The sequence below is a fragment of the Burkholderia metallica genome, assembly GCF_001718555.1.
Classification (GTDB): Bacteria; Pseudomonadota; Gammaproteobacteria; order Burkholderiales; family Burkholderiaceae; genus Burkholderia; species Burkholderia metallica.
The window spans coordinates 2,402,318-2,427,015 of the sequence record NZ_CP013403.1; the positions used below are offsets into that span (position 1 = coordinate 2,402,318).

The 24,698-nt window shown below is 67.7% G+C and carries 12 protein-coding genes; 8 read left to right on the forward strand and 4 right to left on the reverse strand.

Going from position 1 to position 24,698, the window contains the following annotated elements; all coding sequences use genetic code 11:
- Nucleotides 1-47: 47 nt before the first annotated feature.
- Nucleotides 48-2,378 (reverse strand): TonB-dependent receptor, encoded by a 2,331-nt coding sequence (locus WJ16_RS30235; RefSeq protein ID WP_069260643.1) that lies wholly within the window; start codon nt 2,376-2,378, stop codon nt 48-50.
- 434 nt (nt 2,379-2,812) lie between these two features.
- Between WJ16_RS30235 and WJ16_RS30240 the strand changes: the two genes are divergently transcribed.
- From WJ16_RS30240 to WJ16_RS30270, 7 genes are all read left to right on the forward strand, one after another.
- Nucleotides 2,813-4,534, forward strand: a complete 1,722-nt coding sequence (locus WJ16_RS30240; RefSeq protein ID WP_069260644.1) for a methanol/ethanol family PQQ-dependent dehydrogenase — start codon at nt 2,813-2,815, stop codon at nt 4,532-4,534.
- 79 nt (nt 4,535-4,613) lie between these two features.
- Nucleotides 4,614-5,819, forward strand: coding sequence for a c-type cytochrome (locus WJ16_RS30245; protein ID WP_069260645.1), 1,206 nt, complete (start codon nt 4,614-4,616; stop codon nt 5,817-5,819).
- 97 nt (nt 5,820-5,916) lie between these two features.
- Entirely contained in the window at nt 5,917-6,231 is a 315-nt protein-coding gene (locus tag WJ16_RS30250; RefSeq protein WP_069260646.1) for a high-potential iron-sulfur protein, read from the forward strand.
- Nucleotides 6,215-8,095, forward strand: coding sequence for a sigma-70 family RNA polymerase sigma factor (locus tag WJ16_RS30255; protein ID WP_069260647.1), 1,881 nt, complete (start codon nt 6,215-6,217; stop codon nt 8,093-8,095). Before WJ16_RS30250 ends, WJ16_RS30255 begins: the two co-directional genes overlap by 17 nt.
- A gap of 253 nt (nt 8,096-8,348) precedes the next feature.
- Nucleotides 8,349-10,331, forward strand: a complete 1,983-nt coding sequence (gene acs / locus WJ16_RS30260) for an acetate--CoA ligase (RefSeq protein ID WP_069261223.1) — start codon at nt 8,349-8,351, stop codon at nt 10,329-10,331.
- Nucleotides 10,332-10,542: 211 nt separating this feature from the next.
- Nucleotides 10,543-11,613 (forward strand): porin, encoded by a 1,071-nt coding sequence (locus WJ16_RS30265; protein ID WP_069260648.1) that lies wholly within the window; start codon nt 10,543-10,545, stop codon nt 11,611-11,613.
- A 238-nt stretch (nt 11,614-11,851) separates the two neighbouring features.
- Nucleotides 11,852-13,258: a methyl-accepting chemotaxis protein gene (locus WJ16_RS30270; RefSeq protein WP_069260649.1), complete on the forward strand. Its 1,407-nt coding sequence runs from the start codon at nt 11,852-11,854 to the stop codon at nt 13,256-13,258.
- A gap of 21 nt (nt 13,259-13,279) precedes the next feature.
- On the opposite strand, the gene pbpC is transcribed toward WJ16_RS30270, so the two are convergent.
- Both pbpC and WJ16_RS30280 read right to left on the reverse strand, forming a co-directional pair.
- Nucleotides 13,280-15,694 (reverse strand): penicillin-binding protein 1C, encoded by a 2,415-nt coding sequence (pbpC, locus tag WJ16_RS30275; protein ID WP_069261224.1) that lies wholly within the window; start codon nt 15,692-15,694, stop codon nt 13,280-13,282.
- Nucleotides 15,695-15,748: 54 nt separating this feature from the next.
- Nucleotides 15,749-21,754: an alpha-2-macroglobulin gene (locus tag WJ16_RS30280; RefSeq protein WP_069260650.1), complete on the reverse strand. Its 6,006-nt coding sequence runs from the start codon at nt 21,752-21,754 to the stop codon at nt 15,749-15,751.
- Nucleotides 21,755-22,039: 285 nt separating this feature from the next.
- On the opposite strand from WJ16_RS30280, the gene WJ16_RS30285 reads away from it, so the two are divergent.
- Nucleotides 22,040-23,308 (forward strand): lipoprotein-releasing ABC transporter permease subunit, encoded by a 1,269-nt coding sequence (locus WJ16_RS30285; protein ID WP_084636132.1) that lies wholly within the window; start codon nt 22,040-22,042, stop codon nt 23,306-23,308.
- 32 nt (nt 23,309-23,340) lie between these two features.
- On the opposite strand, the gene WJ16_RS30290 is transcribed toward WJ16_RS30285, so the two are convergent.
- Complete coding sequence (locus tag WJ16_RS30290) at nt 23,341-24,153, reverse strand: hypothetical protein (protein WP_069260651.1); 813 nt, start codon at nt 24,151-24,153, stop codon at nt 23,341-23,343.
- Nucleotides 24,154-24,698: the final 545 nt, after the last annotated feature.

Genomic DNA, 24,698 nt, shown 5'->3' on the forward strand with positions numbered 1-24,698 from the left:
CGCGCGGGCTGCATCGCGGCGCGACGACCCGCGCCACCGCGCCGCGCTCAATCCCACGCATAGCGCACGCCGATCCATGCGCCGCGCGGCGCGCCCGGCCCGACGAACTGTTCGTTTACCGGATTGGCGCCGTTGAACGTGTGGTTCGGCCCGTTGAAGAAATTCTGGCCAAGCGCGCCGAAGCTCGCGTAGCGCTTGTCGAGCAGGTTCGTCACGCTCGCGAACACCTCGAACCGCTTCGTGATCCGGTAGCGCATGTCGAGGTCGACCAGCACGTACCCCGCGAGCCTGCCGTTGACGTCCGCGTTGTTCTCGTCGCCGCGCGCGTAGACGCCGCCGCGCCACGTGAGATTCGTGCCGATGTCCCACGCCGGCGTTGCCGCATAGTCGAGCCGCAGCTTGATCGTATGCGCGGGAATACCGGGAATGCGATCGCCCGGCTTGACCGTCACGTTGCCGCTTGCGTCCGCCGCCGAATTCGCCGGGCTGTGTTCGGTCCACGACGATCGGTAAGTCGCATCGACGTAGCTGTACGACAGCCCGACGCCGAGCAGGCCGAGCCGCGTATGGCCTGCGAGCTCGATGCCCTGCCGCCGCGTATCGCCGACGTTGCGGAAATAGCCCTGCGCGCTCGCCGGGCTGCTGATGAACTGGATATCGTCGGTCAACGTCGTGCGATAGGCCGCGGCGCTCCAGGTCGTCGCGGCGCCGATGCGGCCACGCACGCCGGCTTCGAACGTCTTCGAAATCACCGGCCTGAGCGCCGGGTCGGCGATAAAGTCGTTCGGCAGCGAACACGGGGCGGAGGGATCCGCGCAGGCGAGTTCGATCGCGGTCGGCGAACGCATGCCTTCGTTGTAGGCCGCATACGCGGTGATACCCGCGATCGGGTTCCAGTTGAGCCCGACCGCCGGGTTCAGGCGCGAGAACACGTGGTTGCCGTCGAGCAGCGGCTGCATGCCGCTCTCGTCGCCGACCTGCGCTTTCGACCAGTCGTAGCGGCCCGACAGCGTCAGCGTCCAGTGCGGCGTCAGCGACAGTGCGTCGCTCATGTATACGCCGAAATTCGCATTGCGCGTCTTCGCGCTGGTCTGCTGGACGAAATCGCCGAGGCCGATTGCCGCGCGCGCGTCGGTGAAATACGCGTCCTGCGACGACGCGACGTAGCTCGAGTTCGCGACATCCGCCGAAACGCCCGCGACGAACCGGTTCGCCATCCCGCCGAGCTTGCCGAGCAGCGTGAGTTGCACGCTGCCGCCGTAGCTGTCGGTAACGACCGTCGATCGTGCATTGCTGCCTTGCAGCGTGTCGACCGTTCCGTCATCGTCCGCCGATCCGTAGTCCGTATTGTTGTTGCTGCTGGTGTTGGTGTTACGCAGGTGCCGGTAGTACGCATTGCCGCTCAACTCGACCTGCTCGCCGAAAAAACGGTCTCCGGACAGCGTCAGGTATCCGGCGCTGTTGCGGTTCCTGTCGGGATACGTATACGCCTGCTTCGGGTTGTCGAGGAACGAGCGCGGGATCGTCTGGGTGCCGGACAGCGTGTTGTCCGCGCCGCCTGCGGCGATCGACAGCGTCGTGTCCGCATCGGTGTAGCGCAGTTTGCCGAACGCCTGCCGCACGCGACTCGCATTATGGTCCGCCCAGCCGCCGTCGTTCGCGACGTTCGCGGTCGCGTAGTAGTCGAGGTTCGAGCCAATCGTCCCGCCCTGCTCGATGCCCGCGGTCTTGCGACCCCACGCGCCGCCCGACACCTCCGCTTCGCCGCCCGGATTCGACTTGCCGTTCTTCGTCGTGATCGCGAGCGCGCCGCCGAGCGTATTGCGCCCGTATACCGGGTTGGAGCCCGGAATCAGCTGCACGCGATCGATCGCCTGCATCGGCAGGATGTCCCAGTTCACGACGTCGCCGAACGGCTCGTTCACGCGCACGCCGTCGACGAACACCGACAATCCCTGCGGCGTGCCGAGCAGCGGCGACGCGGTGAAGCCGCGATAGTTGACGTCCGTCTGGTACGCGTTGCCCTGCGCGTCCGAAATCGTCACGCTCTGCAGGTTCGCGGCAAAGAAATCGGCGAGCGTCGCGCGGTGCTGCACGTCGAGTTCCGCCGCGCGCACCGTCTGCACATTCGCCGGCACCTTCGACAGCGGCGTGCCGATCCCGAGCAGCGGCGTCGTGCCGACGACGACCACCGCAGGCAGCATGACGGCCGACTCGTGCGGCGCGAGGGCGGCGCCGTCCGCCTGCTGCTGCGCGTGCGCCCCACCGGGCGACATGCCGAACAGCGCGAGCGCCCCGAGGGTCGTGCCGACGCATTGCGCACGCCGGTCGCTTCGCATCGTGCCGTATCGTCCGCCTGCCTTTGGTCTCCTGATCATTTCCGTCGTCTCCCTATTTGTATTCCGCCCACCCGGTACGAGGTACCGCGCGCGACGGGTTGTCGCGATGCTGGCGTGCGAAAACCGTGCCAGCGCGGCGAGCGCATGCGGCACGCACGGCACCGCGCATCGCATTCGAACGGCATGCACCGGCGACGGCGACCGCCCACCGTGCTGCGTCCTGCGCCACCTGTCATGTTTGGCAACACTTCGTGCGCGGCGGTGTACCCGAATGCAACACCTTCGCGAGCGCCATGGCGCGCGTCGTCCATCGACACATCGCCTGCGATGCCCCGGTATGCCGCGCCACACCGCGCTCGCGCCGCAATGGCATACGATTTGCGTAACCGGCAGTGCACTCGGCCCGGAACCCAACCGTGCCGGCGCGACGAAACGTGCGCGGCGGTGCGACCACAATGACCCAGGAGACAACCATGAAGAAATTCTCGGCTTCAGCGAGCCGGCTGGCGACGATCGGAATCGCGGTGGCGGCCGCCGTCGCGCTGAACCCCGGCCTCGTCGAAGCGGCCGCGGACTATCCGGCCGTGACCTACCAGCGCCTGACCGATGCGCATGGCGATCCCGGCTGGCTCACCTACTACCGCACCTACGACGGCCGCTCGCACTCGCCGCTCAAGCAGATCGACACGTCGAACGCGAAGGATCTCAAGCAGGTGTGGGCGTACAAGTTCCCCGCCGACCTGAAGCAAGGCTTCGAGGCCACGCCGATCGTCAACGGCAACTATCTGTTCGTGACGACGCCGAAGGACAACGTCTATGCGTTCGACGCGAAGACCGGCAGGCAGCTGTGGAAGTACGAGCCGAAGCTCGGTCCGGCATCGTTCAAGACCGCATGCTGCGACGTCGTCAACCGCGGCGTCGCGCTGTACGGCAAGAACGTCTACATCGCGATGCTGAGCGGCGAAATCGCGGCGCTCGACGCGCAGACCGGCAATCTCGTGTGGAAGAAGCAGATGTTCGAGCCGGGCCTCGGCTACGCGTTCTCGCTCGCACCGCTCGCGATCGACGGCGCGATCGTCGTCGGCACGTCCGGCGGCGAATACGGAATTCGCGGGTACATCGCCGCGCTGAATCCAGAGGACGGCTCACAGGTCTGGAAACGCTACACGATCCCCGCTGCCGGCGAAAAAGGCGCCGAAACGTGGCCCGACGGCATGCAGAGCCATGGCGGCGGCGCCGCGTGGCTCACCGGCACGTACGACGCCGCGTCCCGCACGCTGTACTGGGGTGTCGGCAACCCCGGCCCGTGGCTCGCGGCGCTGCGCCCCGGCGACAACCTGTATTCCGACTCGCTGCTCGCGCTCGATGCGAAGAACGGCAACCTGAAGTGGCACTACCAGTACACCAACAACGACACGTGGGACTACGACGGCGTGAACGCGGCCGTCCTTGCCGACATCAAGTACAAGGGCAAGGACTACGACGCGATCATTCACGCGGACCGCAACGGCTTCTTCCATGCGATCGACCGCACCACCGGCAAGCTGATCTACGCGACCCCGTTCGTGAAGGCGTTGTCCGTCACCGGCTACACGGCCGAAGGCAAGCCGATCCAGGACGAATCGAAGTTCCCGAAGGCCGGCACGACGATCGAAACGTGCCCGAGCTTCCTCGGCGGCAAGAACTGGTGGTCGATCTCGTACGACCAGGAACGCAACATCGCGGTCGTGCCCGCGTTACATGCGTGCATGAGCCTGACCGGCAAGTCGGTCAGCTACATGGAAGGCCTGCCGTATCTCGGCGAAGGCTTCGAGATCAAGCCCGAACCGGGCAGCGAAGGCTACGGCGAGCTGACGGCCATCGACGTGAACACCGGCAAGAAGCTGTGGAGCCACTGGTCGAAGAAGCCGTGGAACGGCGGCGTCGCGACCACCGCGAGCGGCCTCGCGTTCAGCGGTTCGCTCGACGGCCACCTGTACGCGTTCGACACGACGACCGGCAAGGTGCTCTGGGAAAGCCCGCAACTGGCGAGCGGCATCATTTCGCAGCCGTCCGTGTACGAGGTCGACGGCAAGGAGTATGTCGCCGTGCTTGCCGGCTATGGCGGCGCGAACCCGATCTGGGGCGGCCCGATGGCCGACATCGCGAAGGACGTTCCGCGCGGCGGCACGCTCTACGTGTTCGCGCTCGACTGAACGCACGCCCGGCCCGAGTCGCGCCCGCATGCGCCCGATGCGGGCGCGACGCCCACCCGCTTCAACCGGACACACGACCATGAATACTCGTCTCACTTCCGTTACCGTCGCCAGTCTGCTCGCCGTGGGCGTGGCGATGACACCGACAGCCGCGGCGGCCGGCGTGCGCATCTGCACGCTGCCCGGCAGCCCGACCACGGCACTCGACCGATCCGTCGCACGCGAAGTGTTCCGCACCGCGGGCATCGCTGCAACCTTCAACAAGCGCGGCGTCGACGACAACGGCGACGACGACGGCATCTCCGCCGGCGAGCTGACGAAATCGCTCGAACGCGATTGCGACGTGATCGCCGGCTTCCCGCGCTCGGCCATCGCCGATGCGTCGGGATCGAAGATGACGTTCTCGCAGGGCTACCTGCGCTCCGGCTACGTCAGCGTGTCGCTGCGTGATGCGCAGGCGCCGTCCGGTGCGAAGGAAACGATCGCCGCCACGTACGGTAGCCCGTCGCAACTGATCGCCGCGCAGCAGGCGAATGCCCGCTTCGACCTCGAAAACACCAGCGAGAAAACGATCGGCGCGCTCGCCGCCGGTCGCGCACAGCGCGCGATCGTCTGGTATCCGAGCGTCGTCGCATACGAGCACGCACACCGGCCATTGCACTTCCGGGTCGCGGCAACCTCGTCGCCGTACTCCGACTGGCAACTGTCGTTCGCATTCGGGCCGGGCAAGGTCGCGCTGCAACAGCGCATCGACGCCGCGCTGACGACGATGAGCGGCGACGGCCGCCTCGCGTCGCTCACGCGCGGATGGACGCTTCCCGAGTCCGTCGCGCAAGCGGCCGCCGCACGGACGCCCGGCAGGTTTCTCGACGGCGCGATCGCGTCCACGCAGCGGCCGGCAGGGACCGGCTTCATCAAGGTGTCGACCGGCGAAGGCAGCGGCATCCCGTCGTTCGACGAGACCCAGGTGCAGCACGGCAGGAAGCTCTACGCCGACGCCTGCGCGAAATGCCACGGCGACCAGCTCGAGGGCAATACGGCTCCCGCGCTGAGCGGCGAGGCGTTCGCTCCCGAGGGCAAGTCGCATATCACGGTGGGCGGCATCTTCCTGTACATGTCGAGCAACATGCCGGCCGATCGCCCCGGCAAGATGACGGCACAGGAATACGAAGACCTGATGGCGTTCCTGCTGTACTCGAACGGCTACGACGCGTCGAAGGGCAAGCTGACCGCCGATATCGCCAACGCATCGAAGGCGCCGCTCATCGCCGGGCCGCGCAAGTAACCTTCCCGCCCGCTTTCGCTTCGGCAGACCGCCGCGCCGGGACGCACGCCCGGCGCGCGGGCCGGGCTTTTTCTTTCATTTCGTTCAGGATGACTCCATGATTTCCCGCAATCGCAGAATCTTCTTCGCGCAGGCTGCCGGCCTGTGCGCCGCACTCGCAGCCGGCACCCGCGCATTCGCCGCCGCACCGCCCGTCGACGAAAACGACGCGGCAGCGAAGACGCTCGGCTACCGCGCCAAGGCAACGACTGTCGATACAGGCAAGTTTCCGAAGTATCAGGCCGGCCAGACGTGTTCGAACTGCCGCTTCTACAAGGCCGCAGCCGGGGAATCCGTCGGCACTTGCCCGATGTTCGCGGGCAAGGCGGTGGCCGCCGAAGGCTGGTGCAACGTCTATGCCAAGCTCGCTTGATGCCGGGCCCGCTCGCGAGGGCAACGGCGGCCCGCCCCGCGACGCGGATGCCGTACGCGCGGAACACCTGCATGCGTTGATCGCGCTGAGCATTGACCGCGGGTACGTCACGCACGGCGACATCGCCGATGCGTTGCCCGACGATGCAGCCGAAGGCGCGGATTTCGATGCGGCCGCGTCGATGCTGCGCGAGCTTGGCATCGAGGTGCGCGAGGATGCCGGCGCGCGCACCGCATGGACGCTCGACGGGCATTTCGCGCAAGCGTCGGACGTCACGTCGCCGCTCGCCCATGCCGCATCGCCGCTCGCGGCCGACGATCTGCTCGCGGGCCGGACCCGCGACCCGGTCCGGCTCTATCTGCGGGAAATGAGCGCCACACCGCTGCTCGAACGCGACGAAGAGATCGCGCTCGCGCTTCGTCTGGAAAGCGGTCGCGCGGCATGCGTCGATGCCTTGAGCCGCGACCCGGCCGCGCTCGCCGCCATCGCGGCGATCGCGGACGACATCCGCGCCGGCAAGGTGGCTTCGTCGGTTTACGTGACGGGGTTGATGGGCAATGCCGAATCGTCCGCGGGCGCGCCGCCGACGCTACCCGACGATTCGACCATGGAATCCTTGGCACCGGAAGACGCCGGCGGCCTGCCGCTCGACAGCCCGGCGTGGCGCGATACGGTCGTCGACGCGCTCGAACGTGCCGGCGAGCTGGCCGCGGCGATGCACCGCGCGTTGCACGCCGACGGTTTCGCGTCGGCCGGTTACCGGGCGCTGCTGCGCGAGGCCGCGGCGTCGACCGGCAGGATCCGGTTCACGTCGCGCGCGATCGAACGTATCGGACATGCGAACGGCGAGCGCGCGACTCGGGCTCGCAAGTTCGAAAAACGACTCGTCGACGTGCTCGCCCGTTCGGGGATACGTACCGAACCCGCACGCCACGACCTCTTCACGCGATGCGACGACGTACGCGCGTGGTTGCACGCATGCGGCGCCGCACATCCCGAATGCAGCGCCGCACTCGCTCGCCATGCGCCTGCGCTGATCGAAGCGCGCAGCGCGCTCGCTCGCGCAGCCGCCCAGTCGCCGCTGCCGCTCGACATCGCGATCGCGCTCGACGCACGGGTGTCGCGTATCGAACATGCGATGCAACCTGCGAGAACGAAGCTGTTCCAGAGCAATCTGCGGCTCGTCGTGTCGGTCGCCAAACGGTATGCCGATCGCGGCCTGCCGTTCCCCGATCTGATCCAGGAAGGCAATATCGGCCTGATGAAAGCCGTCGATCGCTACGACCCTCGGCGCGGCTTCAAATTCTCGACGTACGCAACCTGGTGGATCCGGCAGGCGATCACGCACGCGCTCGCCGATCTGGGACGCACGATACGCGTGCCCGCGCATACGGTCGATTCGCTGAACAAGCTGTCACGGCTCGCACGAATCCACCGGCAACGAACCGGCGACGTCGCCGACGCGCGGGCGCTCGCCACGCAGATGCGGCTGCCCGTCGACAAGGTGCGCGAGCTGATGGGTATCGTGCGTGAGCCGATCTCCGCCGACATGCCGGTTTCGCCCGATCGCGACCTTACGTTATGCGACGTCACGATCGATCCCGATGCGCCGACCCCGGAGGAAGCCGCGAGTGCCGGCCAGTTGCGTGAGGCGGTTGCGTCGCTGATCGACAGCCTGCCGGCGCGCCAAGCCTGGATTCTTCGCCTGAGATACGGTATCGATGTCGAAAGCGAGTATTCGCTGCGCGAGATCGGCCGCCAACTGAACCTGTCGGCCGAACGCGTTCGCCAACTCGAGGTGGCGGCGCTGGAGCGCATCCGGCAATTCAGGCACGCGCCGGCGCTGCGGTCGCTACTCGCCTGACGCGGCCGACCGTCTTTCTGCTTCCGGCCCCGGCTTCGTCGCCATCTGCTCAGGACTGCAACATATCCTGCTGCATTTATGAACGCCGCGCCGTGTCGCGCGACCGCCCGGGACGCTCCCGTCGGACGGGATCGAACGTCATGCGTCCGGCTGTCGCGGCTTTCGCCGCATCGGTGAACCAATCGGGCGACTGGCACGTATGTTGCGTTTTCCTGAGCGCAGTCAGGAATCACATGAACGCATGGAGACACGCTTGTCCAAGATCGAATCGGTTCTTCACGAAACCCGTCAGTTCGCGCCGCCCGCGGCGCTCGAACAGGCGGCGACCATTTCCGGCATGCCGGCCTATCGTGCGCTCGCCGCCGAGGCCGAGAACGATTACGAAGGCTTCTGGGCGCGCCTCGCGCGCGAGGGCCTCGCGTGGCACAAGCCGTTCACGAAGGTGCTCGACGAGTCGAACGCGCCGTTCTACAAGTGGTTCGACGACGGCGAGCTGAACGCGTCGTACAACTGCCTCGACCGTCACGTCGAAGCCGGCAACGGCGAGCGCGTCGCGGTGATTTTCGAGGCCGACGACGGCACCGTCACGCGCGTCACCTATGCGGATCTCCTCGCGCGTGTGTCGCGTTTCGCGAATGCGCTGAAGAAACGCGGAATCGGCAAGGGCGACCGCGTCGTCATCTATATCCCGATGTCGATCGAAGGCATCGTCGCGATGCAGGCGTGCGCGCGTATCGGTGCGACGCACTCGGTCGTGTTCGGCGGCTTCTCCGCGAAGTCGTTGAACGAGCGGCTCGTCGACGTCGGCGCCACGGCGCTCGTCACGGCCGACGAGCAGGCGCGCGGCGGCAAGACGCTGCCGCTGAAGAGCATCGCCGACGAAGCGCTCGCGCTGGGCGGCTGCGAAGCCGTGAAGAGCGTGATCGTCTATCGCCGCACCGGCGGCAAGATCGACTGGCACGCCGGGCGCGACCTGTGGATGCACGAACTGACGGACGGCGAATCCGACCAGTGCGAGCCGGAATGGGTCGGCGCCGAGCATCCGCTGTTCATCCTGTATACGTCGGGCTCGACCGGCAAGCCGAAGGGCGTGCAGCACAGCACGGGCGGCTACCTGCTGTGGGCCGCGCAGACGATGAAGTGGACCTTCGACTGGAAGCCCACCGACGTGTTCTGGTGCACGGCCGACATCGGCTGGGTCACGGGCCACACGTACATCACGTACGGCCCGCTCGCGTGCGGCGGCACGCAGGTCGTGTTCGAGGGCGTGCCGACCTACCCGGACGCCGGCCGTTTCTGGAAGATGATCGGCGACCACAAGGTCACCGTGTTCTACACGGCGCCGACCGCGATCCGCTCGCTGATCAAGGCGGCCGAGGCCGACGACAAGGTGCATCCGAAGAGCTACGACCTGTCGAGCCTGCGCATCATCGGCACGGTCGGCGAGCCGATCAATCCGGAAGCGTGGATGTGGTATCACAAGCACGTCGGCCAGGAGCGCTGCCCGATCGTCGACACGTGGTGGCAGACCGAGACGGGCGGCCACATGATCACGCCGCTGCCGGGCGCGACGCCCACCGTGCCCGGTTCGTGCACGCTGCCGCTGCCGGGCATCATGGCCGCGGTGGTCGACGAAACCGGCCAGGACGTGCCGAACGGGCAGGGCGGCATTCTCGTCGTCAAGCGCCCGTGGCCGGCGATGATCCGCACGATCTGGGGCGACCCGGAGCGCTTCAAGAAGAGTTATTACCCGGAAGAACTCGGCGGGCGGCTGTATCTGGCCGGCGACGGCACCGTGCGCGACAAGGACACCGGCTACTTCACGATCATGGGCCGGATCGACGACGTGCTGAACGTGTCGGGCCACCGGCTCGGCACGATGGAAATCGAATCGGCGCTGGTTTCGCATGAGCTGGTGGCCGAAGCCGCGGTGGTCGGCCGTCCGGACGATACGACCGGCGAGGCGGTGGTTGCGTTCGTGGTGCTGAAGCGCTCGCGTCCGGAAGGCGAGGAAGCGGCGGCGCTCGCGAAGACGCTGCGCGACTGGGTCGGCAAGCAGATCGGGCCGATCGCGAAGCCGAAGGACATCCGCTTCGGCGACAACCTGCCGAAGACGCGCTCGGGCAAGATCATGCGGCGCCTGCTGCGTTCGCTCGCGAAGGGCGAGGCGATCACGCAGGACACGTCCACGCTCGAGAACCCGGCCATCCTCGAACAGTTGAACCGCTCGATGTGATGTCGCCCGCCACGGCGGGCGTCTCACTTCACTGCGGCGCCGAAGCGCGGCCGCGCGCCGCTCCCCCAGGGCTCGCGGCTACCTTCGCGCCGGCGAGAAGCATCGCCGCGCATTCCCCGACGGCACGGCATGCCGGCGGCTCGCATCGATTCCGACACCGCAGTTTCAATTAGTTTTACTTAATACAAATTCCACGAAAAGGAGACAGACGATGAAGAGCAGGACATGGACGATTTGCGCGGCGCTTATCGGCGCGGCGGCAAGCACGAGCGGTTTCGCCCAGAGCAGCGTCACGCTGTACGGCGATCTCGACGCCGCGTTGCTCTATACGAACCGATCGCTCGACTCGGCAACCGGCGGCAATGCCGGACGCCAATTCGCACTGACCGACACGGGCATGACGCCGACCAACTTCGGCATCACGGGCACCGAGGATCTCGGTGGCGGGCTGCACGCGAGATTCAAGCTGGAGAGCGGCTTCAACATCACGGACGGCGCGTTCGGCCATTCCAACGGTAACTTCTTCGGCCGGCAGGCGTGGGTCGGGATCGACGGCGGATTCGGCGAAACGAAGGTCGGCCTGCAGTTCTCGCCGTTCGTGCTCGCGATACTCGGCTCGGATCCGCGCAACGTCTCGCACTTCGGCGCCGCACTGATTCCGTACGTCGACAACGTGCTCGTCACGGGTCTCTTCAACCCGAACGCGATTTCGTACACGAGCCCGACGATCGCCGGTCTGACGGCCAGCGCGATGTTCGGGTTCGGCGGAAAAGCCGGCGACTTCCAGGCGGGACGCCAGTATTCCGGCAGTCTCACCTATACGAACGGCGGCTTCATGCTCAACGCGGCGCTCTACGACGGGAACGGCGGTACGTCCCCCACACCGGTTCCGAGTACGGTGGCGTTCGTCGGCCGCACGATCGGGTCCGCCTACACGTTCGGGCCCGTAACCGGCAAGGCGTCGTTCACGAGCTACAAGGTCGCCGGCTCGTTCAGCAACAACGTGTACAGCGCCGGTCTCGACTATCGCGTCACGCCGGCCCTCGACCTGAATACCGGCGCGTGGTACACGACCGACCGCAACGACTCCCACAATCATTCGCTGCTTGCCGCGGTCGGCGCCGACTACAGCCTGTCGAAGCGAACGGGCCTGTATGCGCAGGTCGGCGTCGTCAACAACCACGGCGCGATGAATACGGGCCTCGGCATCACGGGCGGCGCGTTGTACGGGTTGCCGGGCACGACGGTCGGCGTCAACGCCGGCATTCATCACGTGTTCTGACGCAGCGCGTGCGGACGGGCGGCCGATACGTGCCGCCCGTCTCGCGCCACACCGCCATGCGGACGCCACGACAACGCGGCACCCACGCGCGCTGCCCCGCACCGGTCGCACCGTCTGGAATGCCGGTCTCGATGTTTACCCGGTCTCAAGTCCGCAGCCGTGCTGCCGTCAAGTCAGGAGCGCGCACCCGATATCCGCCAGGAACCGGGCATGCACGCTCTCAAGGAGACCCAGCAACGTGAATTTCTTCGGAATCGGCCGCGGCCGCCGTTCGTCGCGCGCACTCGTCGGCGACATCGCCGAGCAGGCCGGCAGGCTCGGCATCGAGATCTGCGACGTGTCGGGCCACGTCGAGGAAGTGGCCGCCCGCGTCGCCCGTCAGGCGCAGGTCTGCCACACGCTGCGCGAATCGGCCGCGCTCACGCTGCGCGGCAACCACCGGATCGCCGAGGCCGCGCAGCAGGTGCGCGACGTCAGCGCCAATGCGTCGGATGCGGTCCGTCAGTCGCAGCAGACGATCGAGGCGTCGCTCGCCGACATTCACGGGCTCGTCGAGGGCGTCACCACGATCAGCGACCAGATGGGTGCACTGCGCGACGCGCTCGATCACGTGCGGGCCGTATCCGAGGATATCTCCGTCATCGCGCGCCAGACGCACCTGCTCGCGCTGAACGCCGCGATCGAGGCTGCCCGCGCGGGCGACGCGGGCCGCAGCTTCGCCGTCGTCGCCGCCGAGGTCAAGAACCTGTCCGCGAAGACCGGGCAGGCGACGGCCCAGATCGAGACGACCCTCGCGCGGCTCGCCGAGCAGACCGAACACCTGATCGCGGAGGGAACCGACAATGCCGCACGCGCGCACCGCGTGCGCGAAGGCACGCGCGCGATCGGCGACGTCGTTCACGCGACCGGACACGCGATCACCGAGCTCGCCGGCGAGGCCGAACAGATTGCGTCGCTGACGGACGAAATCGAGACGCAATGCCACCGTCTCGACGAGCAGGTGGGCGAGATGGCGTCCGGCGTCGAGAACTCGGCCGACAACTTCTCGCAGGCCAAGGACCGGCTCGGCAACCTGCTGACCGTGTCCGAGACGCTCATCGAGCTGACGGCCGCGACCGGCATCGAGTCGCCCGACACGCGCTTCATCGAAACCGCGCGGAACACGGCCGCCGCGATCAGCAAGCTTTTCGAGGACGCGGTCGGCCGCGGCGATATCGCGCTCGACGCGCTCTTCGACACGCACTACGAACCGATTCCCGGCACCGACCCGCAGCAGTTCATGACGCGCTTCACGGCGTTCACCGATCGCGTGCTGCCGGCCCTCCAGGAGCCGGTGCTCGAGACCGACGCGCGCATCGTCTATTGCGCGAGCTTCGACCGGCAGTGCTACCTGCCGACCCACAACCGGAAGTTCTCGCTGCCGCAGCGCGCGGATGCCGCGTGGAACGCCGCGAACTGCCGCAACCGCCGGATCTACACGGACCGGACGGCGCGCAGCTCCGTGTCGCATACCAAGCCGTTCCTGCTGCAGACCTACCGGCGCGACATGGGCAACGGCCAGTTCGCGCTGATGAAGGACGTGTCCGCGCCCATCGTCGTCGGCGGACGGCCGTGGGGTGTCCTGCGGATCGGCTACAGCGTCTGAATCGGCGCGGACGGACCGCCGCTACTGCTCCAGCCCGACGCCCAGCGGCCGCTGGTCGCTGCGCCCGTGATCGTCGACCACGCGCACCGTGTAACTGCCGGCCGTGCGCGGCTGCCAGAACAACGCGTCGCCCGGCGCACTGCGCCCGACGAACGCATCGTTGACGAACCAGTACAGCGCATGCGCGCTCGCATCGGCCGTCGCGTTGAACGCGATGCGCGTGTCCTCCGTGCGCTTCACGCGCATCGCATACTTACTGCCGCGCAACGGCGACGTGATGCGCGGCGGATCGCCTTCGACCTGCCCCGCGTCGCGACATTCGGCGTTCTGCGGCGGCCGCCGGCGCGGAATGCCGGCCTGCGCGAACACCTGCTGCAGATCGGACGGCCAGAACTCGAAAATCTCCGTATGCGTGCGCTTGCCGTCGTACGGCGGGCATGCGGCCTTCCCCGTCGCATCGTCGACCACGACCGGCCGGTGCACGGTACTCACGCGAATCGGCGACGTGCCGGGAATGAACCACGTCCAGCCCTGCTGCGGACACCACTCGTTCGGCAGATCACCGCTCGCGAGGCAGATCCGCACGCGTTTCAGCTTCGGCGGCACCGCACGCGGCGGCTCGACGAGCGTGCGCTCGGCATTCAGCGCATCGACGACCTGGAAGAACAACGGCGCGGCCGCATCGACGCCGACGAACGCCGTATTGGTCGAGTTGTCGAAATTGCCGACCCACACGATCAGCACGTACGGGCCGAACACGCCGGCCGTCCACGCATCGCGGAACGACCATGACGTGCCGGTCTTCCAGTAGACGGGGACGCTCGACGGCTGCGCGCCGCTCGTCTCGTCGGGGCGCAGATGCTGGCGCAGCATGTCCATCGTCATGTAGCTCGCCTCCGCGCTGAGCAGGCGCCGGCCGCTCGGCGCCGGTTCGTCCGCGCGCAGCCGCAGCGGCCGGAACTCGCCGCGATTCGCGAGCATCGCGTACAGCGCCGCGAGATCCTGCATCGTCACCTCGCCGCCGCCGAGCACGAGCGCGAGCCCGTAGTGCTGCGCGCTCGCGAGGCGGCGCACGCCGGCTTCCTTCAGGAACCCGTACAGATCGGGCGACTTGAGCTGCGACGCGACCCACACGGCCGGCACGTTGCGGCTGCGGTTCAGCGCGTCGGTCGCGGTGATCGGCCCGAGAAAATGGCCGTCGAAATTCTCCGGCGCATACGGGCCGAACGCAGTCGGCACGTCGCGCAGCACGGTTTGCGGATGCAGCACGCCCTGGTCGAAGCCGAGCGCATAGATGAACGGCTTGAGCGTCGAGCCCGGCGAGCGTCGCGCGAGCGTGCCGTTCACCTGTCCGTCGATCGAGCGGTCGAAGAAGTTCGCGGAGCCGACGAGCGCCTTCACGCCCATGTCGCGCGTATCGACGAGGATCGCCGCCGCGTTGCGCACGCCGCGCGTGTCGTTGCGCGCCACGTAGCGGGCGATCTGCCGCTCCAGCATGCGCTGCAGGTCGAGATCGAGCGTGGTCACGAGCCGCGCGTCGGCGTCGCGGCCGGCTGCCCCGCCGCCCGAGGACGTGCGCCCCGCGTTGCGTGCGGCGAGCGCCTGGTCGACCGCGTGCGGCGCGTCGAACGGCAGCGCGGACAGCGGCCGCATCGCCAGCGGCAACGCGAACAGCGGCTTGAACGACGCATCGCCCGGATGCTGCTTCAGCCAGCGCGCATACAGCCGGTTGCGCGACGCGGCCAGCGCGCGGTTGATCTCGTCCTGCCCGCCGCGCACGCGCCGCGCCGGGTCCTGCGGTATCACCGCGAGCGCGAGCGCCTCGGGCAGCGTCAGCGCATCGGGCATCCGGTCGAAATAGACGACGCTCGCGGTGCCTGCGCCTTCGACGTTGCGGCCGTACGGCGCATCGTTCAGATACGCTTCGAGAATCTGTCGTTTCGAATAGAAGAGTTCGAGCTGCACCGCACGCGCAACCTGTTCGAGCTTGCCGGCCGGCGTGCGCGTGTTCAGCTTCCACAGCGAGCGGGCGAGCTGCATCGTCAGCGTCGAGCCGCCCTGCGGATTGCCGCCGCGCACGTACGTGATCCACGCGCCGCGCGCGAGCCCGTACGGATTGAAGCCGGGGTGCCACCAGAACCAGCGGTCCTCGTGCAGCATCACGGCCTCGACGAGCTGCGGCGACATCCGGTCGAGCGGCACCCACATCCGGTAGCGGTCGTCCTTCGCGAGCGTGAGCCTCAGCAGCCGGCCCTGCGCGTCGACCACCGCCACCGACGACGGCTTCCAGTCGCGCAGCGGCGGATGCGGCCACAATCGGCACGCGGCCAGCGCGCCGAACACGAGCAGCGCGCCGGCGATCCAGTTCTGCCAGCGATGCAGCCAGCGGCCGGCGCCGTGCAGCGCTCGCCGGCGCTCCGAAGCGCCGTCAGCCACGTGCGGGCGCTCCTCGCAACCGGTGCGGCCGGCCACGCCGTTGCAACCGCATCGTCATCGCACGCGCTCCACCGTCAGCGTCTTGCCGCCCGGCGCCTGCGCCTGCACGCGGCGGTCGTACATCGATTCGCCATAGGCCGGCGGCGCGACGAAACGGCCCGCGTTGCCCGCCTTGATCCGGTAGACGAACTCGCGCACGTCGGTCGTCGCGGTGCCGTAGATCACCACGCGGTCCTCGCGCACGTCCGCGAACTGCGGCTGCCACGTCGAACCCGTCACGCCGATCGGCGAACGCCACGGCGCATCGGCCACCGGCGCCGACGCGCCGCCGTCGCCGTTGCCGTCGCCGTCCTGCGTGTCGGTGACGGGCGGCGGCGCGATCACCGGATCGAAGCCGCCCGGCAGCAGATCGACGATTGCGATGTTGCCGACGCTCGCCGAACCCGTCGCGCGGATCTTCAGGTGCACGTCGATCTCCTGGCCGACCATGATGCTGGCGAGCGGCTTGCCGCTCGTGTCGGTGTAGTCGCGCACGATCTCCAGCCCGTTCCTGATCGCCTTCGTCGACGTGCCGCGGTCGTAGCCCGACTGACTTGCGATCCACCACGCGGGCAGCGTGCTGCCGTTCACGAAGTCGACCCGCGACGCACCTGCCGACCACGTGCCCGAGCGCACGAGGTTCGCCTGGATCGACGACACGTCCTTCGCCGCGGCACCCGTTCGCACTTCGTCGATCGCGAGCTGGTCGAGCTGGCCCGCGCTCGACGTCGCATACGCATCGAGCGCGAGGATCGTCATCGCCGACGACAGCGTGTTGTAGCGATTGTCGACGAGCGGCGCGGCGAGGTTGTCCATCGCGCGCGGCGACAGCTTGCGCACGCGGTCCGGGAAGTGCTTCGCGATCAGGTACAGCACGCTCGCATCGCGCGTCAGCGGATCGACGTAGTAGCCCGTCGCGTAACCGCCGTCGGATGCACGCTTGCGCTCGAGCAGTGCCTGCGGTCCGGCGATCAGCGCGGCGGCCTCCTTGTCCTGCTTCAGCAGTTGATACGACGCGGCGAGCCACGCGGCCGCGAGATCGTTCTTCCAGTCGTTCGGATACGCTTCCTGCAGCCGCTTCTGCACGGCCGCGAGGCTATTGGTCGTCACGTTGCCCTGGCGCGTCAGCAGATACACCGCGTACGCACGCTGCCGCAGCAGGTCGAGCGAGCCGAGCGAATCGTTCGCCGCGAGCTTCTGCAGATACGCGTTGCCCGCGTCGAGCATGTCCTTCGGCACCGCGACGCCGCGCTCGCGCGCATCGAGCAGCACGTGCATCGCGTAGGCAGACACGAACGGATCGGCATCGGGCGTCGCGCTCCACAGGCCGAAGCCGCCCTGCGCGTTCTGCCGGCTGCGCAGCACGCCGAGGAATTGCGCGATCGCTGCCGCGTTCGTCGCGTCGGCGCCGGCATCGGTCGCATGCATCGCGCTCGTCAGCGCACGCACCGACAGCCACTTCGCCGCGAACACGCGCGGCACGGCCGCGCTCACCATCTGCTCGCTGCAGGCGTGCTCGAAGTTGACGAGATACGACGACAGCCCTTCGGACAGCACGAGCGGCGCGGTCGAGATGCTCGCGTCGCGCGACGCATACGCGTCGTACATCGCGCGCAGGTTCGGCACGCTCGCCTTCTTGCCCGGATCGAGCCGCGCGATGTCGAGCTGCGTGCGGAACGCGGCGGCCGGCCGCACCGATACGTCGACGCGCTGCTGCGCGCCCTTCGCGCCGTAGCGCGCGCCGAACGACAGCGCACCCGAGCCGAGCGTGTCGGTCGCTTTCACACGGAACATCGCGACGCCTTCGTGCTGCGGCGCGAGCGCGACGTTCTGCGTGGCCGGCCCGATCACCTGCAACTGCGGGCCCGTCTTCAGCGTGACCGCGACCGGCACCGGCTGGTTGCCGACGCCCGTCAGGTTGTTCGAGACGCCGACGCTGACGTCGGCCTCGTCGCCCGGCGCGAGCGTCGTCGGCACGTTCGGCGACAGCACGAAATCGCCGCGCACCGTCGTCGCGCCTTCGAACGTACCGATCAGGTCCGGCGACACCGACACGGCCATCACGCGCAGCTTGCCGTTGAAGTAGTCGGGCACGGTATAGCTCAGGCGCGTGTCGCCGTTCACGTCGACGATCCCCGACCAGTAGACCACCGGCTTGTCGCGCTTGCGCTTGAACGGGTTCAGCTGGCGGCCGATCGCATCGTCGGCGTCGCCGCCGGGCGCGGCCATCGCCATCAGCTTCTCGAAGTCCGGCAGGATCAGGTCGAGGATCTGCGACGTGCCGACTTCGAGCATCCGCTTGCGGAAGAAGAACTTCAGCGGATCGCCGAGCTTGTAGCGCGCGACCTGCAGGATGCCCTCGTCGACCGCGAACACGACGACCTTCGCGGGCTTCGCCGAATGCACGGTGAAATTCACCGTGTCGCCGGGCTTCACGAGCGCGGGCGCATCGACCGACACCGCGTTGCGGCGCGCATCGAGGTTCACGGAGAACGGCACGACGCCGTAACTCAGCGGGCTCATGAAGATTTCATCGGACGACGGATCGCGAATGTATTGCACGTTGATGTAGCCGTTGCCCTCGAAGCCGGCCGGCACCGTGATGTGCTGGATCGAGCTCGTCGTATCCGCATGGAACCACGCGTGCGCATACACCTTGTCGCGTTCGATCGTGATCAGGCCGCTGCCCGCGTAGGGCGCGCGAATCGCGATTTCCACCTGCTCGCCCGGCTTGAAGTCGTGTTTCGACAGGCTCACCTGCAGCTCCGCATTGCGATCGAGCGAACGCGTGACGTTCGCATCGCCCGTCACCGAATACTCGATGCGGTTCACCGCGGCGCCGCCCGCGTTGCGGATCACGAGCGCATAGCTGCCCGGCTTGTCGGTACGCAGCGTGAAGTCGAGCCCGGCCGCCGGGATCGTCAGCGGCTTGTCGTCGACCGGCACTTCCTTCAGCCGCGAATCGTATTTGTATGCGCCGGAATCCTGCCTGGTCAGCACCGACACGTAGCGTTCCTCGACGAGCTGTGCGCGCAAGTCCTTCACGTCGATCGCCTTCGCATTCGGATCGATCGCGACGAGCTGCACCGTGCGCGGGCTGCCGCGCTTCACGTAGCCGAGATCGTCGACCGACTTGTAGCCGACGAGCCAGTCGTTGTTCGACACGAGCGCTTGCGCGTTCGCGGCGACGCTGCGCCCGCCTTCCGCTTCATACGCCTTCGCCTGGAAGTAGAGCTGGTAGGTCGCGTCCGCGTACTTGTCGAGATCGAGGTCGAACTCGGCGTGGCCCTTGTCGTCGGTCGTGCCGTCCTGCAGCGTCGTCGTATAGCCCTCCTTCGCGCGGCGGGCGTCGAAGAAGCGATAGCCCTGCCAGCTTCGGAACGACGGCCACACCGGGCGCAGCGTCAGCGTCGCCGCCACGCGGCGCTTCTCCGCCGGCGTGCCGAACAGGTTCTGCGCATCGACGACACCCTTCAGCCCCTTCGGCTTCACCCACCCTTCGACCACCTGCTGCGACAGCTTCGCATCGACCTTCATCCGGTCGGGCAGGAACTCCTTCACCTGCACGGTCGTGCTGCCGATCGGCTCGGCGCCCGGCTGGCCGTCCTTCACGATGTAGAGATTGACGGTCCACGTGCCGGTCGGCGACGTTTCGGCGGTCGTATAGCCGAGCTCGGTGAAGCCCGTCGCATCGACGGTCACCGGCTTGCGCTCGACCGTGATCCCGCGCGGGTCGACGATTTCCGCCTGCAGCGGCACGCCGGCCGGGCTGCGCGCCCAGCTCGCCGCGCGCACGATCAGGCCGACGTGGAACGGATCGCCGGGCCGGTACAGGCCGCGATCCGAGAACAGGTACGCGGACAGTTGCCCCTGGCCCGTCGCATTGCGCTCGCCGTCGACGTCGAAACGCGAGAAATCGAGTTGACGATCGCGGCCGGCCACCGGCAGGAACGACAGGTCGGTGTCCTTCTTCACGATGTACAACTGCGGCCGCTTCTCGCGGTCGAGGCCCTTGAACGCGGGGAAATGCACGACGCCGTCGGCGCCCGTCGTCTGCGTGAACAGCGCCTGGCCGTTCACCGCGAGCACCGACACGGTGGCGCCCGCCACCGGCTTGCCCGTGCGGATCGACTGGACGAACACGTCCTGGCTGCCGTCGAGCGCCTTCTTGACCAGCATCCCGAGATCGGTCACGACGATCAGGCGCGTGTCGCCGAGTGCGCTGTCGCCGTCGCCGCCGTTGCCGCTGCTGTCGCCCGAATCGGCGCTGTCGGATTGATCCTGGCTGTCGCCGTCGCCGGACGATGCATCGCTGTCCTTCGCATCGTCGGCTTTCTTCTTTTCGGCGGCCGGATCGTACTTCGTCAGGTGCAGCAGGAATACGCCGCGCTTGCCGCCCTTCAGGTACTGGCCGAGATCGATGCCTTCGTAATGCGCGTGGCCGGGGTCGCCCGCCGGGAACGCCCGCGTCTGCACGAAACGCTCGACGATGTGATCCTCGCTGAACGCGTACGACAGCTCGGGGCGCGCGTACGTGCCGTTGTTGAAGCTCACGAGATGCTGAAGCTGGTCGGGCAGCACGCGGCCGATCTCGACCTTCATCCCCGGCAGGTTGCGCGACACGACCGACAGCCGCTTGCTGCCGCTCATCGACAGCAGCGAACCGTCGGCCATGAAGCGCAGCAGTTTCGGATAATCGGGCACCGTGAACGCGGTCGTCACCGGCTCGCCGAGCAGGTAGCCGCCGGCCGATTTCAGGTCGCCGGCGAACCGCACGACGATGCGATCGCCCGGCGTCGCGTGATACTTGAAGCTTTGCAGCGTCGCGTAGTCGTTCTCGGTCGGCACCACGTCGAGCGGCAGCGGCTTCGACTGCTTCAGCACCGCGTCGCTGATGTCGGACACGTTCCATTCGTATGGCGGATCGTCGTCCGACTGCTCGACGCCCGGCTTGCGCTTCGGCAGCACCCACGCCTTCGAGCGCGCAGCCAGGTCGGCGCTGCGCACGCCGTCCGACGCTTCCGCGACGAGTACCTGCTCGGGCTCGTAGCGCTCGTTGTCGACGAGCGTCGGCGCGACGTTGCCGATCGACAGGCTGTAGAGCCCCGGCACGCCGACCGACGCGTGCAGCACGTCGGGCGTGCCGTTGCCGCCGCGCGCGCTCTTCACGCCCTTGTCGACGTCGAGCCGTGCCACCAGCGGATCGCGCGGAATCTCGAGCGGCTGCGAGTGGACCCACGCGCTCGTCTTCATCTTGTCGTAGCTGACGGTGTAGCGCAGCGGCGTCGATGGCTTGCCGTCGCGGCCGACCAGCACGAGGCCGATGCGCTTCTCGAACTCGGCCGGATCGACCGGGTAGTTGAAGCGCAATTGCAGCAGCGCCTGCTTCTCCGCCGGATTGTCGGGATTCTGGTAGAACTCATTGTTGCCGAACGTTGCAGCGAACGCCGGCAGGTCGAAGGCAAAACGGTCGTCGCGCATCGTCACCTGCGGCGCGAACACCCGGTGCACCGCGAAACGCACGTCGACGTGCGCGCCGACCGGCCAGTCGGCCGCCGGCGTGAAGCGCAGCGTCTTGTCGTCGACCCACTCCCAGGCGCCCTTCAACGCGGGCGTCATCTCGATGCCGTCGCCGGCCGGCTTGCCTACCCGTTCGATCGGCGCGGCCGATTGCGCGAACACGACTTCGAGCGGATGCACGGTGATCTTCGGCTTGTCGGCGTCGTCCACCTCGTAGGTGGTGATCGCCGGCGCCTTCACGGTGAAGCCGACGGTTTCGGGCTCGGGCGGCTTCGGGCGATGCTTGAGCCAGTAGCCGCCGTAGCCGAGCGCGGCCGCGAGCAGCACGAGGCCGCCCGCATGCCACGGGCGACGGCGCACGGCCGCGGCGGTGACGCCCATCCATGCGGGCGCCGTCCACGACACGTCGCCGACCAGCGGGCGCAGCGCGCAGCCGAGCAGCCACCAGACGAAGCCCGCCGCGCGAATCGGCAGGAGCAGCAGGAAGCGCAGCAAATCCATTGTTATTTCCTTGTCAAGGACATGCTGCCTGGTGCGGCAACGTTCCCCGAATCGTTATGGGTCTGTGACGGCGCGGCCCGGTTGCGCCGTTGATTATCTGGAATATTCGACCGAATGCTGGCCGCCATTATCGATCAGACCCGAAACGATGGAAATATCGGTGTGCCGGCGTGCGACGCCGCCCGACGACCTGCCGCCCACGCGAATTTCGATTCACCGTCCAACCGCTGCGCGCGGTCGCGCCGCGTTCGCTAGAATGCGCGGCTCGGCATGATTCGAATCGAAATGAAAGGAAACCGCTTGAAACTCCCGTTCGAATGGCAGATCGGGCTGCGCTACGCGCGCGGCGGCCGGCGCTCGGCCGGCGACGGCTTCGTGTCGTTCATCGCGGGCGCCGCGATGGCCGGCATCGCGCTCGGCGTCGCCGCGCTGATCGTCGTGCTGTCGGTAATGAACGGCTTCCGGACCGAAGTGCGCGACCGGATGCTGTCGGTGCTCGCGCACGTGGAAATCTTTTCGCCCGCCGGCGCGATGCCCGACTGGCGGCTGACCGCGCACGAATCGCTGCAGAACCCGGCGGTGCGTGCAGTGGCGCCCTACGTCAACGCGCAGGCGCTGCTGACGAACGCGGGCAGCGTGACGGGCGTCGCATTGCGCGGCATCGATCCGGTGCTGGAACCACGCGTGTCCGAGATCGCGCGCAAGCTGAAGACGGGGCGCCTCGACGCCCTCGCCCCGGGCGGGATGGGCATCGTGCTCGGCTCGGCGCTCGCCGACGCGCTGCACGTGAAGATCGGCGACCGCATCACGTTCTTCGCGCCCGGCAACACCGCGCGCATCGGCGACGCGCTGCCGCAGTTCCGGCAGTTCAACGTGGTCGGCACGTTCGAGTCGGGCCACTACCAGTACGACAGCGCGCTCGCGTACATCCACATCCGGGACGCGCAGAACTTGTTCAACGTGCGCGCGGCGACCGGCATCCGGCTGCGCCTCGACGATCTTCAGCGCGCGCCGGAGATCGCGCTGGCGCTGTCGCGCACGCTGTCGGGCGACCTCTATATCCGCGACTGGACGCGGCAGAACCGCACGTGGTTCGAAGCCGAGCGGCTGCAAAAGCGGATGCTGTCGCTGATCCTGATGCTGATCGTCGCGGTGGCCGCGTTCAACCTCGTGTCGTCGCTCGTGATGACCGTCACGCAGAAGCAGGGCGACATCGCGATCCTGCGCACGCTCGGCGCGCCGCCCGGGTCGATCATGAAGATCTTCGCGATCCAGGGGATGACGATCGGCCTCGCCGGCACGCTGGCGGGCGTCGCGTTCGGCTGCGCGATCGCGGTGAGCATCCCGTGGGTGCTGCCGGCGATCGAGCAGTTGCTCGGCATCCGCTTCCTGACGCCGTCCGTGTACTTCCTCAGTTCGCTGCCGTCGAAGCTCGCGGCGACCGACGTGATCGAGATCGCCGCGGCCGCGTTCCTGATGTCGTGCGTCGCGACGCTCTACCCGAGCTGGCGCGCCGCGCGGGTACGGCCCGCCGAAGCGCTACGCGACGAGTAGACACGCGGCGCACGGCTCGACGTCATGCGCCGTTATGCGATTGCGTGGAAACCGGCGCTGCCGCGGCCGTTCAGGATGTCCTCGAACGCGGCCCCGAAGCCGACGTCGATCAGGCCGGCGCGCCGGCCGTACGTCTTGTGCCCCGCATCGTCGACGAAGATCGCCGCGCCCGACGACAACTGACGGTCGGTATCCAGCAGCGCAAGCGTGCCGCGCGCGCTGCCGGCCGACGGGTCGAACTTCAGCGGCGTGCCGTCCTGCGTGGTGAAATGCCCACCGACCTCTTCGAACTTCTGGTTGCGCGCGACGGATGCGTTGATCTCCTTCATGAAGAGGAAGTCCGCGTCGGCGCGCCGGCTGGCCACCTTGCGATCGTCGTCCATGAACGTCTCGCCCACGGCGGCCGCGCCCTGCCCGGCAAAGTCGACGGCCTGCTGGTGAAACTCGCGCGTCGCGAGCACGAGGCCCGCGTTCGCGTTCAACGTCGACTCCACCCACGCGCGGTCGCTGTCCGTCATCGTCTTCGACACGACCTTGATCCTGCCGTTGTCGGTCACGAAGTCGAACTGCGCATCGGCCAGATCCGGGCGCTTCGCGACGATCTCGTTCAGGCTCGTCACGAGCTGGCCGGTGACGTCGCGCAGCTTCGCCGACAGGTCGCCCAGCATCGACATCTGCTTCAGGCGCGCCGCGTGCATCGCGTCCTGATCCAGCGCACGGACGGTAATCGGCGCGTCCGGCGGATTGCCCGGCACCGCGTCCGTCTGCCGCCGCCCGTCGAGTGCGGCTTCCTGCGCGCGCTGCGCGAGCGACATGCCGCTCGCGGCCGTCACTGAAATCGTCATGCCCTCTCTCTCCTTTCAACCCGTTTTTTACCGTTTACGGACAGATTGCACGGAAATTTAGACCGATCGCAAGTCGCCCCCGAGAACCGGGAAATAACTTTGTTTGACCGAAACTAAAAAAGTTTGACACCAGGATTTCACTGAGATAAGTTTTGCGCAAGCTTCCGGAAAGCAATCCGGCCAGGCGTTGCCGACCCGCATCGCGCTTTCCTGCCGTTGCAGCACCGCCGTTCGCACCATCCCCGCCTCATCGCATCGTGCCGTTCCGTTTCATTCGAAACCTGAAGGAAGATCGGGCATGCCCGCATTTGATTCGCACTCCTGTATTCATCTCGTGCCGGCTGCGCCGCAGCGGCCGCCGCGCTGACGCTTTGCGGTCGGGGCGTGCAGTCGCCCCGACCCCGACGCCTGCCGGGTCGCGCGCCGCATGACGCGCGTCGACGCCGGCCGTGACACCCGGGCAGCGCGCCCGGCGCTTTCGAAGGTGCAGTTCCGCTTCATCCGATGCAGCACCCGGCCGGGCCGCGGGGGGCATATCGCGGGCC

Excerpts from the sequence above, each read along its gene's own strand:
- WJ16_RS30235 (WP_069260643.1), bottom strand. The coding sequence starts at position 2,378 with ATGATCAGGAGACCAAAGGCAGGCGGACGATACGGCACGATGCGAAGC.
- WJ16_RS30240 (WP_069260644.1), top strand. The coding sequence starts at position 2,813 with ATGAAGAAATTCTCGGCTTCAGCGAGCCGGCTGGCGACGATCGGAATC.
- WJ16_RS30245 (WP_069260645.1), top strand. The coding sequence starts at position 4,614 with ATGAATACTCGTCTCACTTCCGTTACCGTCGCCAGTCTGCTCGCCGTG.
- WJ16_RS30250 (WP_069260646.1), top strand. The coding sequence starts at position 5,917 with ATGATTTCCCGCAATCGCAGAATCTTCTTCGCGCAGGCTGCCGGCCTG.
- WJ16_RS30255 (WP_069260647.1), top strand. The coding sequence starts at position 6,215 with ATGCCAAGCTCGCTTGATGCCGGGCCCGCTCGCGAGGGCAACGGCGGC.
- WJ16_RS30265 (WP_069260648.1), top strand. The coding sequence starts at position 10,543 with ATGAAGAGCAGGACATGGACGATTTGCGCGGCGCTTATCGGCGCGGCG.
- WJ16_RS30280 (WP_069260650.1), bottom strand. The coding sequence starts at position 21,754 with ATGGATTTGCTGCGCTTCCTGCTGCTCCTGCCGATTCGCGCGGCGGGC.
- WJ16_RS30285 (WP_084636132.1), top strand. The coding sequence starts at position 22,040 with ATGAAAGGAAACCGCTTGAAACTCCCGTTCGAATGGCAGATCGGGCTG.
- WJ16_RS30290 (WP_069260651.1), bottom strand. The coding sequence starts at position 24,153 with ATGACGATTTCAGTGACGGCCGCGAGCGGCATGTCGCTCGCGCAGCGC.